This window comes from Nocardiopsis sp. MT53 (assembly GCF_019598965.1).
GTDB lineage: Bacteria > Actinomycetota > Actinomycetes > Streptosporangiales > Streptosporangiaceae > Nocardiopsis > Nocardiopsis changdeensis.
Genome location: NZ_CP080599.1, coordinates 2,259,338 through 2,275,002, shown reverse-complemented (window position 1 = coordinate 2,275,002; position 15,665 = coordinate 2,259,338). Strand labels below are relative to the sequence as shown.

At 74.7% G+C, this 15,665-nt stretch carries 17 protein-coding genes; 8 read left to right on the top strand and 9 right to left on the bottom strand.

All coding sequences use genetic code 11. The annotated features are described in order from the left end of the window. Nucleotides 1-101: 101 nt before the first annotated feature. From ssd to K1J57_RS09915, 4 genes are all read left to right on the top strand, one after another. Nucleotides 102-1,190, top strand: coding sequence for a septum site-determining protein Ssd (gene ssd / locus K1J57_RS09930; RefSeq protein WP_220564139.1), 1,089 nt, complete (start codon nt 102-104; stop codon nt 1,188-1,190). Between the two features lie 104 nt (nt 1,191-1,294). Beyond that, nucleotides 1,295-2,437 carry a TadA family conjugal transfer-associated ATPase gene (locus K1J57_RS09925; RefSeq protein WP_220565441.1) on the top strand — a complete coding sequence of 381 codons (1,143 nt, stop codon included), beginning with the start codon at nt 1,295-1,297 and terminating at the stop codon, nt 2,435-2,437. 168 nt (nt 2,438-2,605) lie between these two features. Next, complete coding sequence (locus K1J57_RS09920) at nt 2,606-3,295, top strand: type II secretion system F family protein (protein ID WP_255646941.1); 690 nt, start codon at nt 2,606-2,608, stop codon at nt 3,293-3,295. A 469-nt stretch (nt 3,296-3,764) separates the two neighbouring features. Continuing rightward, complete coding sequence (locus K1J57_RS09915; protein WP_220565439.1) at nt 3,765-4,418, top strand: type II secretion system F family protein; 654 nt, start codon at nt 3,765-3,767, stop codon at nt 4,416-4,418. An 89-nt stretch (nt 4,419-4,507) separates the two neighbouring features. Here K1J57_RS09915 and K1J57_RS09910 read toward each other — a convergent pair whose 3' ends face one another. From K1J57_RS09910 to K1J57_RS09890, 5 genes are all read right to left on the bottom strand, one after another. Then, nucleotides 4,508-4,945 carry a hypothetical protein gene (locus K1J57_RS09910; protein WP_220564138.1) on the bottom strand — a complete coding sequence of 146 codons (438 nt, stop codon included), beginning with the start codon at nt 4,943-4,945 and terminating at the stop codon, nt 4,508-4,510. A gap of 940 nt (nt 4,946-5,885) precedes the next feature. Continuing rightward, nucleotides 5,886-6,512, bottom strand: coding sequence for a hypothetical protein (locus K1J57_RS33965; protein WP_277615497.1), 627 nt, complete (start codon nt 6,510-6,512; stop codon nt 5,886-5,888). Further along, nucleotides 6,509-6,823, bottom strand: coding sequence for an Rv3654c family TadE-like protein (locus K1J57_RS33425; protein ID WP_255646940.1), 315 nt, complete (start codon nt 6,821-6,823; stop codon nt 6,509-6,511). Before K1J57_RS33425 ends, K1J57_RS33965 begins: the two co-directional genes overlap by 4 nt. A 170-nt stretch (nt 6,824-6,993) precedes the next feature. Further along, nucleotides 6,994-7,356 (bottom strand): TadE family type IV pilus minor pilin, encoded by a 363-nt coding sequence (locus tag K1J57_RS09895; protein ID WP_220564136.1) that lies wholly within the window; start codon nt 7,354-7,356, stop codon nt 6,994-6,996. Beyond that, nucleotides 7,334-7,558 carry a DUF4244 domain-containing protein gene (locus K1J57_RS09890; RefSeq protein ID WP_255646939.1) on the bottom strand — a complete coding sequence of 75 codons (225 nt, stop codon included), beginning with the start codon at nt 7,556-7,558 and terminating at the stop codon, nt 7,334-7,336. The genes K1J57_RS09895 and K1J57_RS09890 overlap by 23 nt, the downstream gene beginning before the upstream one ends. A gap of 219 nt (nt 7,559-7,777) precedes the next feature. Between K1J57_RS09890 and K1J57_RS09885 the strand changes: the two genes are divergently transcribed. Next, entirely contained in the window at nt 7,778-8,293 is a 516-nt protein-coding gene (locus K1J57_RS09885) for a hypothetical protein (RefSeq protein WP_220564135.1), read from the top strand. A gap of 5 nt (nt 8,294-8,298) precedes the next feature. Here the strand turns inward: K1J57_RS09885 and K1J57_RS09880 are convergent, their stop codons facing one another. After that, nucleotides 8,299-10,566 carry a DEAD/DEAH box helicase gene (locus K1J57_RS09880; protein ID WP_220564134.1) on the bottom strand — a complete coding sequence of 756 codons (2,268 nt, stop codon included), beginning with the start codon at nt 10,564-10,566 and terminating at the stop codon, nt 8,299-8,301. Between the two features lie 170 nt (nt 10,567-10,736). Here K1J57_RS09880 and K1J57_RS09875 point away from each other — a divergent pair, with 170 nt between their 5' ends. Together K1J57_RS09875 and K1J57_RS09870 are read left to right on the top strand one after the other, a co-directional pair. Continuing rightward, a complete protein-coding gene (locus tag K1J57_RS09875; protein ID WP_073381848.1) occupies nt 10,737-11,084 on the top strand; it encodes an STAS domain-containing protein in 348 nt (115 codons plus the stop codon). 13 nt (nt 11,085-11,097) lie between these two features. Further along, nucleotides 11,098-11,640: an ATP-binding protein gene (locus K1J57_RS09870; protein ID WP_220564133.1), complete on the top strand. Its 543-nt coding sequence runs from the start codon at nt 11,098-11,100 to the stop codon at nt 11,638-11,640. A 78-nt stretch (nt 11,641-11,718) separates the two neighbouring features. On the opposite strand, the gene K1J57_RS09865 is transcribed toward K1J57_RS09870, so the two are convergent. From K1J57_RS09865 to nth, 3 genes are all read right to left on the bottom strand, one after another. Further along, a complete protein-coding gene (locus K1J57_RS09865) occupies nt 11,719-12,897 on the bottom strand; it encodes a MarP family serine protease (RefSeq protein ID WP_220564132.1) in 1,179 nt (392 codons plus the stop codon). Between the two features lie 54 nt (nt 12,898-12,951). Then, nucleotides 12,952-13,605 carry a CoA pyrophosphatase gene (locus K1J57_RS09860; protein ID WP_220564131.1) on the bottom strand — a complete coding sequence of 218 codons (654 nt, stop codon included), beginning with the start codon at nt 13,603-13,605 and terminating at the stop codon, nt 12,952-12,954. Between the two features lie 234 nt (nt 13,606-13,839). Next, the gene (nth, locus tag K1J57_RS09855) at nt 13,840-14,583 is read right to left on the bottom strand and encodes an endonuclease III (RefSeq protein ID WP_220564130.1); all 744 of its coding nucleotides are present in this window, start codon (nt 14,581-14,583) and stop codon (nt 13,840-13,842) included. Nucleotides 14,584-14,873: 290 nt separating this feature from the next. On the opposite strand from nth, the gene K1J57_RS09850 reads away from it, so the two are divergent. Further along, nucleotides 14,874-15,548 carry a Crp/Fnr family transcriptional regulator gene (locus K1J57_RS09850; RefSeq protein WP_218619586.1) on the top strand — a complete coding sequence of 225 codons (675 nt, stop codon included), beginning with the start codon at nt 14,874-14,876 and terminating at the stop codon, nt 15,546-15,548. The last annotated feature ends 117 nt before the right edge of the window (nt 15,549-15,665 follow it).

Below are 15,665 nucleotides of genomic sequence, written 5' to 3'. Positions count from 1 at the left end.
CCCGCCCCGGACGGGTTATCCACAGATCGACGGTCCGGCTTTCGCCGACCCCCGGGATCGGCGATGGTCGAAGGGTGCCCCTCCCCCTGCCCGGAGGCCCCATGGACGCCGTTCCCCTCATCGCCACCGCCGACACCGGACTGCTCGACGACCTGCTGCGGCTGTCGGCCGCCGCCTCGGTCCGGGTCAACACCGCCGACACCGTCGACCGCGCGCTGCTGTCGTGGCCGCGCTCGCCGCTGGTGGTGCTGGGCGCCGACCTGTACCCGGAGCTGCGTTCGGGCGAGCGGCCGCCGCACGCCCGGTTCGTCGTGGTGGCCCGCGGCGGCCCGGACGCGGGGCCCGGGACGGGTCCCGGGCACGGCGGGCCCAACGGTGCGGGCGGGGCGGGCGGCACCATGCTGCTGCCCCGGGACGAGATGCTGCTGACCGGCCTGATCTCCGCGAGCGGACAGCCCGGGAGGCGGGCGCCGACCGTGGCCGTGATGGGCGGGCGCGGCGGGGCCGGGGCGAGCCTGCTCGCCGTCGCCCTGGCGCTGGCCGGGGCGCGGGGCGGGCACGGCACCGCGCTGCTGGACGCCGACCCGCTGGGCTGCGGTCCCGACATCCTGCTCGGCTGCGAGCGCGACCCGGTGGACGGCAGGCTCGGCTGGGACGACCTGACGGACCGGCGCGGCCGGTTGCGCTGGTCGGACGTGGCGGCGCGGCTGCCCGGACCGGCCGGGATCTCGGTGCTCACCTGGGTGCACGGGCCGGACGCGCGTCGGGGCCCGCTGCCCGCTGCCGCCGCCCGGTCGATGCTGGAGTCGGCCCGGCAGGGGTGCGACCTGGTGGTCGTCGACCTCCCGCGGTCGTTCGGGGCCGCGGTCACGGCCTTCCTCAACCGCTCGGACCTGGTGCTGCTGGTCGTGCCCGCGCAGGTGGCCGCCGTGGTGTCGGCGTCGGCGATGGTGCCGCGGCTGCGGGCGGAGTCCCGGGAGGTGCGCGCCGTGGTGCGCGGGGCCTCGGGCGGGCTGACCGCCGACGTGGTGGCCCGGGGGATGGGGCTGGCACTGGGAGCGGACCTGCCGCCGGAGCCGGGCCTGGAGCGGGCGCTGGCCGCCGGGCGGCGGCCCGCGGACCACCCGCGTTCGCCGCTGGCCGGGTTCGCCGACCGGCTCGTCGCCGAACTGACGGGGGTGCCGCGGTGAGCGCGCTGACCGAGCGGGCGCTGCGGCGGCCGTCGGTGACCGGCTCCACCCTCCTCCGCGACGGGCCGCCGCCCCGGCGCACCAGCGGCTCCGCCGGGCCCGACCTGGTGGAGGCGGTGCGCAACCGGCTGGTGGCCTCGGGGGTGGTGGTCAGCCCCGGCAACGTGGCGGCAGCGCTGCGGGCGGAGGGCGGGGTGCTGGGCGACGCCGAGGTGCTGTCGCTGACCCGGCGGCTGGCCGCGGACCTGGCCGGGGCCGGGCCGCTGGAGGAGCTGATGACCTCAGGCGGGGTCACGGACATCCTGGTCAACGGGCCGGACGAGGTGTGGGTGGACGACGGCGGCGGACTGCGCCGGGTGGAGGTGCGGTTCGAGTCGGCGGAGGCGGTGCGGCGGCTGGCCCAGCGGCTCGCCGCCCAGGCCGGGCGGCGGCTGGACGCGGCGGTGCCCTATGTGGACGCGCGCCTTCCCAACGGGGCGCGGCTGCACGCGGTGCTGCCGCCCGTCTCCCCCACCGGGGCGTGCCTGTCGCTGCGGATGCCGCCCTGCCGGGTGTTCACCCTGGACCGGCTGGTGGACTGCGGGACGCTCACCCGGCGCGGGGCGGCGCTGCTGCGGGCGGTGGTGGACTCGCGGGCGGCCTTCCTGGTGAGCGGTGGCACGGGGACGGGGAAGACCACCTTGCTCTCGACGCTGCTGTCCCTGGTGGACCCGGGCGAGCGGATCGTGCTGGCCGAGGACTCCCCCGAGCTGCGCCCCGACCATCCGCACGTAGTGCGCCTGCAGACCCGTCCCGCCAACATCGAGGGCAGCGGCGAGGTCACCCTGGAGGTGCTGGTCCGTCAGGCTCTCCGGATGCGCCCGGACCGGTTGGTGGTGGGCGAGGCGCGGGGGCCGGAGATCGTGTCCCTGCTGGGCGCGCTCAACACCGGCCACGAGGGCGGTGCGGGGACGCTCCACGCCAACGGCGCGGGGGACGTGCCGGCCCGGGTGGAGGCCCTGGGCTGTGCGGCCGGGCTCGGCCGGGAGGCGGTGCACAGCCAGTTGGCGGCCACCGGGGTGCTGGTGGTGCACCTGGTGCGGGAGGCCGGGGTCCGGCGGCTGGCCGAGGTCCGGGTGCTGGACCACGACCGTCAGGGGCTGGTGCGCACGGTGCCCGCGGTGTCGTTCGCCGCGGGTGGGGCCCAGCGCGAGCACCCGGGAGTCGGCGTCCTCACCGCCCGTGTCGGCGACGGCTGGCGCAGATGAGCACCGGCGCGGGAGGCACCGCGAGGGAGCCGTGGCGGCGGTGCCCGGGGGCGGCACGCCGGACCGGCCGGTCCGGGGCCTGGGCGCCATGGAACGGCCGAAGTACGCGGGGTCTTCGGAGAACACGGGTGTGCGGGGCGGGGACGAGGGACGTTCGGGGGGCGTGGCGTGGTCGGGGTGTGGGTGTGCGCGGTGGGGCTGGTGCTGTTGGGGGTGCTGGTCGACGCCGGGACGGGGCGGATCGGATGGCAGGTGCCGCGCGGTCCGGGGCCGGTGGGGGTGCTGGAACGCGTGCGGGCGTCGGCGCTGCGACGGAGGACGGCGCCGGGCCGGGAGAAACGGCGCGGGGTGATCACCCTGTGCCGGGTGCTGGCCGCCGAGCTGCGGTCCGGCAGGCCCCCCGAGGACGCGCTGGGGGCGGCGCTCGCCGAGGCCGGGCCGGAGGTGGCCCGGGCGGTGGGCGACGGGTTCGGCACCCGGGCCCCGGTCCGGGCCGCCGAGGCGGATCCGGACCTGCGGGCCCTCGCCTACCTGGCCGTGTGCTGGGAGGTGGCCTCGGACACCGGTGCCGGGCTGGCCGATGTCGTGGATGCGCTCGCCGACGAGCTCACCGCGCAGGAGGAGGTGAGGGCCGAGATCTCGGCGCGCACCGGCGGCCCGAGGACCACGGCGATCGTGCTGGGCCTGCTCCCCGTGGTGGGGCTGCTGCTGTCGGCCGGACTGGGGGGTTCGCCGCTGGTGTTCCTGTTCACGACCCCGCTGGGGCTGCTCTGCCTGGTGCTCGGTGTGCTGCTGAACCTCGCCGGGCTGTGGTGGATCTCGCGGCTGGTGCGCGCCGCCGTGGACCGGGGGGACTAGGTGGCCCTCCGCGGTGACCGCGCGCGGAAGGGCCGGCAGTAGACCAGGGGGACTAGGCATGCCCGGCTCATCGGAACGCGGCCGCCCACCGCGGTGACCACACATGGGAGGGCCGGCAGTAGACCGGGGGACTAGCCGTGCCGGTTCGTCAGAGCGCGGCTGCCCTCCGCGGTGACCGCGCACGGGAGGGCCCGCAGTAGACCAGGGGGACTAGCCGTGCCGGTTCGTCGAAACGCGGCCGCCCTCCACGGTGGCCGCACGCGGGAGGACCCGCAGCGAACGCTATGAGGGGGCGGTCCGATGCGGATCCCGCCCGCCGGGCGCACGCGCCGGACCGGCCCGGTCGAGGGCGTCCGCCGGACAGGCTCCGGATACCCATGACCAACGGGTGCCTGGGGATGGAAAAGTGAGGGGGACCGTGTTCACCGTCATCGCCGTGGTGTGCGGGGCCGTAGGGGTGTGGATCGCGATGGGCGGCGGACCCAGGATGTGGCTGCGGCCACCAACGGAGGCGAAGCCGCGCCTGCCCGGTCGCCTGTTGGTCATGACCACGGCCGCGGCGGGTACGGCGGCGGTGGCCGGCGCCCTGTTCGGGCCGCTCGGCGCGGCCGTCGTCGCGGCCTGCGGGATCGGGTGGTGGGTGCGCGCTCGGGGGAGAACCCGGGACGACCGGATCCCGCTCACCGGCGACGTCCCCGTGGTGATCGGGCTCATCGCCGCCGGGATGCGGGCCGGGGCGCCGCTGGTGTCCTGCCTCGCGGCCGTGGCGCGGGCCGCCCCCGGCAGGCTCGGGAGGGAGTTGGCGTCGGTGGCCGACCGGCTGCGCCTGGGGGCGGATCCGGCCTCCGCCTGGTCGGAGTCGGCCGGGGTGCTGCCCGAGCCGCTGGTGGCGGCCGGGCGCGATCTGGCCCGCGCCGCCGACACCGGGGCGCCGGTGGCCGACCTGCTCGACCGGCACGTGGCGGACCTGCACAGGGAGCTGCGCTCCCTGGCGTCGGCGCGGGTCGAACGCCTGGGGGTGCTCGTGGTGATGCCGCTGGCGCTGTGCTTCCTGCCGTCCTTCCTCCTGGTGGGGGTGGTCCCGATGGTGGTGGACCTGCTGTCGCGCGCGCTGGGCGGGTGATCCCGGCCGAGCCGCCGGAGCGGGGGGCGCCGACACCGGGGCGTGGTGCGGGACAGGGGATCGGCGTCAGGCTGCCGGGAGGCGGCGGGTCAGGCCTCGTCCTCGCTCAGGCCGTCGATGATGTCGTCCAGCACCAGGGAGCGGTCCCGCATGGGCATCAGCCGCAGCTCCTTGAGGGCAGGCAGAGTGTTCACCCGCGTGCCGCGCGGTCCCTCGACCGTGCACAGGCGCATGCAGTGCTGGGTGGGCGCGCGCCAGAAGTCGCGCTCATCCACCGGGGCCAGGCGGTACACCGTGGCCGGGTAGCGGGGAGGTCGGCCCGGAGCCCGCCACTGCTGGACCCGGGCGAGCACGAACCCGCTGATCAGGGAGTCGAACACGCCCTCCTGGTCGAGGTCCGCCAGGGCCTCCCTGTCGCCCTCGGCCCGGCACTCGGCGCACCCCGCCAACTCCGCCCGCAGCAGCCACCGCGCCCGGGCATGGCCTACCTCGGTGTTCTTGAGTTTGCTCGGGTGTCGGTGTCCCATACATCGGAGGGTACGACCGTTACGGCCCCGCCGTGGCCGACCTGCGCCTACCGGGACGAAGGAGGGCGCCCGAAGCCCACCCACCAGGGCACGACGGCCCGAAGCACCGCCCCCGGCGACGGCTCCCACTCATCCATCCGCCCGCAGCCCCGGAGGCCGCCCCGCCCAGGAACCTCGCCTGCCCGCCCACCCCACAACAGCCGCGACGGTACCCACGCCCCACCCGAGCGGCCACGCCCCAGGCCGATGGTGCCCCCGCGCCCCCACCCGGCGGCTGTCCCGGACGAGGATGGCCCCGGGCGCGGGTGATACCCGCGCCCCCACCCGGCGGAGGGCCGGGATGAAGACGGCCCGGGCGGCACCTGCGCATACCTCCGTCACCGTGTCACGGCGGGCACCCCACAGGCATAAGGGCGCTACCCGCGGCGGCGCGCGGACACGGGTGGCGCCCGCACCCACCCGGCGGCGGGCACGGGTGTCACCTCATCGGCCCGGGAGCGGGCCCGGGCGGCACCCGCGCATGCTCGCCGCCCTCCTGGACGAAGGCCGACCCGGGCGTGGATGGCAGCCGCCTAGCGGCGGCCGGGATGAGGAAGAGGACGGGCCGGGCGGTGTCCGCGCACGCTCGGCCGCCCTCCCGGGCAAGGGCGGGTCCGGGGGCGGGTGACACCCGCCTGGCGGCGGCCGGTATGAGGACGGCCCGCTCGGCACCCGCATATACCTCCGTCACCGTGTCACGGGGTGCACCCCACAGGCATAGGGGCGTTACCTACGGCGGCGCGGACACGGGTGGCGCTCGCGCCCACCCGGCGGCGGCCGGAATGAGCACGAGAACGAGGTTGGGCCAGGTGGCACCCGAGCCCGTCCAGCGGCGGGCCGGGACGAGGGCCCGGGCGGAGGGCCGGGGCCGGGGCGGGGCTTTCGGTGGGGGTGCGGGGGGTTACCAGGGGGTGTCGCGGTCTCCTCCCGCTCGGCGGCGCCCCAGGTAGGGCTCCGGGAAGCGGGGCCAGCCCACGGTGAGGCGCAGGGCGAGCGACGTCACCGCGAGCAGGGCCAGGAGCACGGTGGAGGTGTTGCCGACGACCCGGGCGACGGTGTCGGCCGGGGCCGGGGTGGTGGAGACGTGGTGCACCACCTGGACGGCGCCGGCCTCGGCGTCCGGGCCGCCGCTCCACTCCGCCTCGCTCGGCTCCGCGGTCGGGCTCGGGCCGCCGCTCGGGAGCACCGCCGGCACGGAGGTCGGCTCCGCCGCCGGGGCCTCCCCGCTGGAGACCGCCCGGACAGGGCCGCCGTCGCCGGAGACCGGACGCGCCGGTGGCGGGGCCGTCGGCTCCGCGTCCGCCACCGGCGCCGTGCTCTTCTCCGGTGGCCGGAGGGAGCCGGACACCGCCGACAGGGGCAGCCGGAGCGGCACGCACTCCGGGGGTTCCGTCCACGGGCGGGTACAGGGCACGGCGTGCACCGGCGGGTGGGCGCGCAGTTCCGTGGGCGGCGGGCAGGGGGACGGTGGGGCGGCGTCGGGGGCGGCGCTGAGTAGCAGGGCGCACATCAGGGCGGGCAGGGTCATGGTGCTTCCTCCGGAAGGGCTCCGTGGACCGGCCCGGCACGTGAGCCCGCGCTGACGGACAGGTCGAGAACAGAGGGGACGGCGACCACCACCTCGGCGGTGTGGCCGGTGATCTCGCAGGTGTCGAGGGAGGCCCCGTTGGCCTCGGCGGTGAGGCGGGCCCGCTCGCAGGCGGTGTCCCGCCCGTGGACGGCGACGGAGGCCGCCGCGAGGGCGGCCAGGTCCGCCGCCGTACCGGCGCGGTCCCGGTCGAACCGGGCGGTCGCCGCCAGGACGGCGGCCAGGGCGACCGTCCACAGCAGGACCGCCATGGCCACCCAGTGGACGGCGGCCGCCCCGGTGTCGGGAGCGGGGTCGCGTCCGGTTCCGGGACGGGACCCGGCCGTGCTCCGCGGGCCGGAACGGGCCCGGTCGGCCGGGCCCCGAACGCCCCCGGGCCGGGGCCCGGGTCCGGCCCGGACGTGGGTCCGAGGGCCCGGGGTCATGGTGGGACCCCTGGTTCGAGGAGGACGGCGGCGGTGCCGCTCACCTCCACCGTGTGGAGGTGGACGCGGTCGAACCGGACCCGGGCGGTGACGGTGACCCGCGCCGTCCCGCCGTCCCGGCCCAGGCCGACCCGGGCGCCGTCCGGGGCGGCGGCGCGGGCCAGCTCCCGGGCCTGTGCCTCGCTCTCGCCGCGGGCCAGGGACCGGGCGCCCACGCGTGCGGCGTCGGCACAGGCGAGCCGGGCGTCGGCGGCGGTGACCGCGCCGACGGCCAGCGCCAGGACGAGGAGGAGGGCCGGCAGGGTGAGGGCGAACTCGACGGTGACGGCCCCCCGGTCAGAAGCCGTTGTTGAGCGCATTGACGACGATCCCGGTGAAGGCGTCGTTGACGGCCTGGCTCTTGGCGATCGCGTACATGACCCCGGCGAAGGCCGCAGCCGTGAGGATGCACAGGGCGTACTCGGTCGTCGTGATGCCGCGGTCGGCGTCCGCGGCCGGGTGCCGCCGCGTGAGGGGCAGCGGACAGCGGGTGACGGCGGCAAGGCATGCCGAAGAGAACACGGAACCTCCCTGGTAGGAGGGGTGACAGGGATGTCACCCCGGTTTCCAGGGTGGGCGGCCCGGGGAGGCGACGGAAGGGCTTTCCCCAGCCTGTGGATAACTTTCTCCGACCCGCCCGCCGCCCACGCGCGATGATGGCGCCGTGGCCGCCGGGCCCCGCGGCCGCCGCCCCCGGACGGGAAAAGCCCGCCGGGAGAACCCGACGCCCGGAGAACCCGTGTGAACACCCCCGCCGACGTCCGTGCCCGCCTGAGCCTGATCGACGCGGACCTGGCCCGCCCCTACTCCCCCGGGCGGCCCCAGCCCTCCGGCGGCGCCGACTTCCACCTGGCGCTCCTGGCCATGAGCCGGGACTTCTGGGACGACCCCTCGCCCGGGACCGTCGAGGCCGCCCAGGCGGCGATCGAGGCCGACCTCGCGGAGGTCGAGGCCGCCCTCACCGAGCGCTGGGGCACCCCCGGGCTCGTCGACCCGGCCCCCTACGCGGACGCCGCGCTCGACGGCGTGGAGCTGCCGTCCGCGCTCGGCCACCTCTACACGGCGGTCTGCGACCTACGGGTGTGGAATCCCCCGGAGACCGGCCGCTGGGCGGCGCTGGCCCTCGTCCACGACGACGCCGAGCTCCCGCTCCTGCTGTACGCCGCCGTGGGCGACGCCCCCTTCCCGGCTTCCCCGGCCCCGCCCGGGCGCGCGCCCCGCCTCGACGCGCGCCCCCGACTGCTCCCGGGCCTCTGAACGCCTCAGCCCGCGGCGCCCAGCACCTCGTCCAGCATGCGCAGGGCGCCGGACTTGCTCAGCGGTTCGTTGCCGTTGCCGCACTTGGGCGACTGGATGCAGGACGGGCACCCCTCCTCGCACGCGCAGTCGGCGATGGCCGCCCGGGTCGCGGTGAGCCACTCCCGGGCCGCCGCGTAGCCGCGTTCGGCGAACCCGGCGCCGCCCTCGTGGCCGTCGTAGACGAACACCTCCACCCGGCCGGTGGCCGTGGACACCCCGCCGATGTCCCAGCGGTCGCAGGTGGCCAGCAGCGGCAGCATGCCGATCACCGCGTGCTCGGCGGCGTGCGCGGCGCCGAGCAGGCCGACCTCCTCCTTGCGCAGGCGCTCCTCGGCCTCGGGGGGCAGCGTCCACCACACGGCGCGGGTGCGCAGGGTGCGTTCGGGCAGGTCCAGCGACTGCTCGCCCAGGACCGCGCCGGTGCGCACGTCCCGCTTGAGGTAGCCGACCACCTGCCGGACCACCTCCACCTCGCCGAAGCGCAACACCACTCCGCTGTCCCACCGCTCCTCACGGATGACCGACTGAACCGTGATGTCCGTGGTGTCGCGCGCCCACGTGCTGTACGGCGGTTCGGCCGGCCGCACGAGGGCGACCCCCTCGTCGAGGTCCAGCTCCCCGACCAGGTAGGTGTCGCCCTGGTGGAGGTACACCGCCCCGGGGTGGACGGTGCCGTGGGCGGCCGCCTCGTCGATCTCCCCGAGCAGCCCGCCCGTCGAGGTGTCGACGATCTGCACGGGCGAACCCCCGGAACCCCGGATATCGGCCAGGTCACTTGCCCTTTCATTGCTCGCCCAGAACCACCCCCTCGGCCGCTTCCTGAGGAATTTCCGGTGAACGAGTTCGTCGAGCCGCTCCCGGGTGGTGGGTCCGAAGAGGGAGAAGTCGTCCTCCGTGATCGGGAACTCCTGGGCGGCCGCGCACAGGTGCGGACCGAGGATGTGCGGGTTTTCCGGATCCAGTACGGCGGTCTCTACGGACTGACCGAAAATCGCCTCCGGGTGGTGCACCAGGTAGGTGTCCAGGGGGTCGTCCCGGGCCACGAACACGGCCAGTGCCGCGTCGTCCCCGCGCCCGGCCCGCCCCGCCTGCTGCCACAGGGAGGCCCGGGTGCCGGGCCACCCGGCGATGATCACCGCGTCGAGGCCGGTGATGTCCACCCCCAGCTCCAGGGCGTTGGTACTGGCCAGCCCGAGGATCTCCCCGGTCCGCAGCGCCTCCTCCAGCCGCCTGCGCTCGGCGGGCAGGAAGCCGCCGCGGTAGGCGGCCACCCGGCGGGCCAGGTCGGGCTCCAGCAGGCGTTGGGCGGTGAGCGCCACCAGCTCGGCGCCCTGCCGGGAGCGCACGAACACGAGCGTGCGCACACCCTCCCTGACCAGCTCGGCGAGCAGTTCGGCGGCGTGGGAGGGCGCGGTCCGGCGCACCGGGGCGCCGTGCTCGCCGGTCAGGTCGGTGAACTCCGGCTCCACCAGCGCCACCGACATCCCCGGCCGCGGCGACCCGTCCTCGGTGACGGCGGTGACCGGGATCCCGGTGAGCCGGCCGGCGCTCTCCCCGGGGCTCCCCGAGGTGGCCGAGGCGAGCACGAACACCGGCTCGGACCGGTGCCGGGCGCACACCCGCCGGAGCCGGCGCAGGATCTGGGCGACGTGCGAGCCGAACACCCCGCGGTACAGGTGCGCCTCGTCCACGATCACGTAGCGCAACCGCCGGAGGAAGCGCCGCCATGCCTCGTGCCGGGGCAGCATGCCGTGGTGGAGCATGTCCGGATTGGTGAGCACGTAATTGCCGTGCTCCCTCACCCAGGCGCGCTCCTCGGGCGGGGTGTCGCCGTCGTAGACGGCCGCCCGCAGGCCGGGCAGCCGCAGGTCCTCGATGGCGCGGAGCTGGTCCCGGGACAGCGCTTTGGTCGGTGAGAGATAGAGAACGGTTCCGCCCGCGTCAACCGCCTCCACCGCGGGCATAAGGAAGCCAAGTGACTTTCCCGAGGCGGTACCCGTGGCTATGATCACATCACGGCCCGAGCGGGCGAGGTCGGCGGCGGCCACCTGGTGGGACCACGGCTCCGTGATCCCCCGGTCGGCCAGGCGTTCGACCAGGAGGGCCGGGGTCCATTCCGGCCACCGCCCGCTCACCCCGTCGTGCCGCGCCACGTGCTCGACGTGGGTCACCTGCGGGTACCGGGTATCGTCACGCCACACACCGGGAAGCACGGACTCCGGTCGCGTCATCCGGGACCCCTCCTCACTGGGCGGACATTGGTTTCAGTGTGTCATCCGGGGGAACGGTCGCGCGGTGTCACCGTTTTTCCGTGCATCACGGGAGGACCGGCACGCCACCCGTGGTTGAATGCGTGCTGGTGGGGTAACGCCCGGCAGAGATCATCGGCGCTGGAGGACTAGTGGACTTGAAGCTTGATCATTACACCGAGGGCGACACCGAGATCGTCGTCGTTGAGGGTGAGATCGACGTCTATACCGCACCCCGGCTCCGTGAGCTGCTGATCGATCTGGTCAACAAGGGCAACTTCCACCTCGTGGTCAACATGGAGAAGGTGGAGTTCCTGGACTCGACGGGTCTGGGCGTGCTCGTGGGCGGCCTCAAGCGCGTGCGCGCGCACGACGGCACCCTGGACCTGGTGTGCACGCAGGAGCGCATCCTCAAGATCTTCCGGATCACCGGCCTGACCAAGGTGTTCGGTATCCACAACACGGTTCAGGAAGCCATCGACAAGCGTTCGGCGAAGTAGTACAGAGCGAGCGATGGCGACCATCACGCTCACGATCAGTGCGCTTCCGGCCCACGTGCGCACGGCCCGGCTCATGGCCGCGACCGTGGCCCGGCGGGCGGGCATCCCCGCCTCCACCATCGACGAGATCCGGCTGGCGGTCGGTGAGGCGTGCTCCCGGGCGGTGGCGGCGCACAAGCTGCACTGCCCGACGCAGCCGATCCTGCTCCAGCTGATCGACGACGGCGGGCCTGATCCGGCGTCGGACCCCCGTGCCGACACCGCGAGCCGTATCCTGCGCGCCAACGGGAGCGCGACCCGACGCTTCGAGGTGGTCGTCTCCGACCGGGCCCCGGCCACGGAGGTCCCGGAACCGGCCGACCACACCGAGCCCCTTCTCGACGGACTCTTCCTCGACGGGGAGGACACCCCTCCCGGCGGGATCTCGGGGTTCTCCCCGGGACTGGGTCTGGCGGTCATCACCGGTCTGGCCGACGAGGTGAAGATCGACCCCGGTGAGCACGGCACCATCGTGCGCATGAGCTGGCCGATCACCCCGGACCCGAGGTCCAACTAGGGTTCCGGGCACGGTTGCGGCGAGGGCGCCCCCCGACGGGGGGCGCCCTCGTTCGTTCGGGGCACGCCCCCGGGCGGGTCAGTCGCAGGTCTGGGACGACACCTCGGCGGTGGCGGTCAAACCCCTCTCCGCGTTGGCGGCGACCTCGTCGTAGGTGAGGACGTACCCCGTCTCGGGCTCGTTGGTGGCGGCGGCGAACACCACCCCGTAGACCGTGCCGTCGGGGGCCAGCAGCGGGCCCCCGGAGTTGCCCGGACGCACCACGGCGCGCACCTGGTAGATCTCCCGGCTCACCTGCTGGGAGTGGTAGAAGTCGGGGCCCTGCGCGGTCTGGCGGGCCCGCACCCGGGCCGGGACCGCCGTGAACCCGCTGTTGCGCGGGAACCCGGCCACGACGGCGTCACCGCCCTGGGGCGCGTCGGCGGTGAACTCCAGCGGCGTCAGGTCCAGCTCGGGCACGTGCAGCACGGCCAGGTCCTGCTGGGCGTCGAAGAGCACCAGGGTGGCCTCCAGCTGGTACCCCTCGCGGGTGACCACCCGCAGGTCGTCGGTGACCCCGGCGACCACGTGGGCGTTGGTCATGACCCGGCCGTCGGAGTACACGAACCCGGTGCCCTCGACCCGCCGCTGGCAGGACGGGGCGGTGCCCAGCACCTTGACGACGCTGCGGCTGGCATCGATGAGCTCGGGCGTGGTGAGCACGTCGGGGTCGGGCGGATCGACCTCGGCCAGCTCCCCCGTCCCCAGCCCGCTGAAGACCTGGGGGAAGGCGCTCTGGTCGACCACCCGGCGGAACGTCGAGAAGCCGCTGTGCGCCGACTCCGGCATGAGCGTGTCGACGGACTGGAGGATGCGGGAGCCGCGCACCTGGTCGGCGACGAACGGCAGCGCCGAGTTGGCGACCGTGCTGCCGATGAACCACGCCACCAGCAGCACCGACAGGCCGCTGACGACGGCCCCGCCCATCGCGTCGACGACCCGCGCCGAGTCCCAGGTCACCTTGTTGCGCACCATCGTGCCCAGGTAGGAGAGCAGGAACTGGCCCAGGGCGGCGGACAGGAACACCACGGCGATGGCCACCAGCGCCTGCCGGCCGGGGTCCTCCACCCACCGCTGGATGTACTCCGGGCAGGTCAGCGCCGCGAGCACGCCGCCGCCGATGAATCCCGCGAAGCTGAAGACACCGACGATGAAACCCTGTCGGTACCCGGTCACCGCGAAAAGCAGCAACAGGACGATCAGGATCACGTCGAGCACATTGCCCTCCAAAGGTGTGCGCTACCCACGGGAGCGAGGTGAGCGGGTCGGGCCTCAGCCGACGGGGCGCAGTCCGTGCGGCGTCGCCTCGAACACATCGGTGAGACCCTCCCTGCGCCAGGGAAGTTCCCAGCCGCCCAGAACGAGCAGGCGGTCGACGATGGCACCGGTGAACCCCCAGACGAGCATGCCGTCCACCCGGAAGCCGGGGCCCCAGCGGGTGCCGTCCCCGTAGCGCACCATGACGCGGTTGCCGGGCTCGGCGAGGTCGGCGACGGGGACCCGGGAGACGGAGGCGACCTCGCCCAGGTCGGTGGGGCGCACCTCGCAGGGCTCGCGCCACCAGCCCAGGACCGGGGCGACCCGGAAGTCGCTGTAGCTGAGGTAGAGCTCGGGGAGGCGGCCGACGACGTCAACGCCGCCGGGCACCAGGCCGGTCTCCTCGGCGGCCTCGCGCAGGGCCGCGGCCTCGGGGGAGGGGTCGGTGGGCTCGATCCGGCCGCCGGGGAAGGCGGGCTGGCCGGCGTGCCTGCGCAGTCCGGCGTTGCGCTGGATGAGCAGCACGTCGGGGCCCTGGGAGCCCTCGCCGAAGAGGATGAGGACCGCGGACTCGCGGCCGCCGTCGCGCGGCGGCCGCATCTGCGGGGGCACGGTCATACCGGACGCGGCGTCGGCGAGTGAGGCGAGCCAGGACGGCATCGGGTTCATGGTCGGCACCTGCCTTCGGAGAGGGGGCGGGTTCGGCGGGGCGCCGCGGGCCGTCGGCACCGCTCCGGCCCGTCCCTCCCCTGGGTCGTCACGTGATGGGACCCCGACAGGAGGACTCTGGCGGTGTCAACGCTCACACCATCAGACTACAAAGCACGGCACCCCCTCCTGACAGGCGAACGCGGCCCCGGGCGGGGCCCGCCCCGCGGGCGCCCCGGGCCGCGGGCCCTCCGGTCAGGCGAAGGAGCGCATGCGCAGCAGCTTGGCCGCGGTCTCCGGGTCGGTGGGGCCCTCGCCGAAGGAGGGGCACCACCGGGCCACCACGCACGCCCCGCAGGCGGGCCTGCGGGCGTGGCAGACGCGGCGGCCGTGCCAGACGACGCGGTGGGAGAGCATCGTCCAGTCCTTGCGCGGGAACAGCTCCCCGACGGCGTGCTCGACCTTGACCGGGTCCTCCTCGTCGGTCCACCCGAATCTCCGGACGAGGCGCCCGAAGTGGGTGTCCACCGTGATTCCGGGCACACCGAAGGCGTTACCGAGCAGTACGTTTGCGGTTTTCCGCCCTACACCGGGTAGTTTGACCAGGTCGGCGAGGTTCCCCGGGACCTCGCCTCCGTGGTGTTCGCACAAGGACTGCCCCAGGCCCATGAGGCTGTTCGCCTTGGCGCGGAAGAAGCCGAGAGGTCGGATGATCCCCTCAAGCTCGTCCCGGTCCGCGGAGGCGTAGGCCTCGGCGTCGGGGTAGCGCGCGAACAGGGTCGGGGTGACCTGGTTGACCCGCTTGTCCGTGCACTGCGCGGACAGGATCGTGGCGACCAGCAGCTCCAACGGGGTCGTGAAGTTCAGCTCCGCGTGGGCGTCCGGATAGAGCTCGGAGAGCTCCCGGTACATCCTGCGGGCTCGGCGGACCAGCGCGAGGCGGCTCTCACCCGTGGGGGTGGGCGCGGGGTCGCTCGCGTTCGGTGTGTCACGGGGCATCGTCACAGGGTAGGGGGCCGTGGGGAGGATCCGCTCGGAAACGCCGATCGGGCACCCGCCCTCCGGGGCGGGGGTCGGACGTCGGGATTATGTAACCAATGTCCCGCTGGCACGGCGCGGACATCCCTGCTACAAGCCGATCACGACTAAGATCGCAGGGGCTGACGCCGGCCAATCGTGGGCGCGTGGTCTCCCGGCGGACAAGCCGCGGTAACGACCCGGTTTCACACCCGGGTGCGATATACGTCACACTGTTGGCGGTCAGGTTTTAGGAGGACGTGGTGGACGACATCAACGAGGTGCTGCGCAAGGCCCCCTTGTTCGAGACCCTGGACGAGGAGGACACCGCCGCGCTGCGCTCCTCGGTCAACGAGGTGCGTCTCGGGCGGGGCCAGACCCTGTTCAACGAGGGCGACGAGGGCGACCGCCTGTACGTCATCCTCAACGGGAAGGTGAAGCTGACCCGCACGGCCGTGGACGGCCGCGAGAACCTGCTCGGGGTGCTCGGCCCCGGCGAGATGTTCGGTGAGCTGTCGCTGTTCGACCCGCGCCCGCGCACCGCGAGCGCCGTCGCGGTGACCGACTCCGTCCTGGCCGGCCTGGGCCACGACGACCTGCGCCCGTTCCTCTCCAGCCGCCCGCAGGTCTCGCTCCAGCTGCTCAAGTCGCTGGCCGAGCGCCTGCGCCGGACCAACGACGTGATGGCCGACCTGGTCTTCACCGACGTCCCCGGCCGGGTCGCCAAGGCCCTGCTCGAGCTCGCCGAGAAGTTCGGCAAGGAGGGCGACGACGGCCTGCACGTCCACCACGACCTCACCCAGGAGGAGCTGGCCCAGCTGGTCGGCGCCTCCCGCGAGACGGTCAACAAGGCCCTCGCCGAGTTCGCCCTGCGCGGCTGGCTGCGGATCGAGGCCAAGGCCGTGGTCCTGCTGGACGTCGAGCGCATGCGCCGCCGCGCCCGCTAGGAGCGGCCGCACCGGCTGTGCCCGGCCCCGCGATGCGGGGGCCACGGCGGGCTCCGGCCCGCGTCGAATCCCCTCCCGGGAATCGCGCGGACCGGAGCCCGTCGCCGTTTCCGGGTC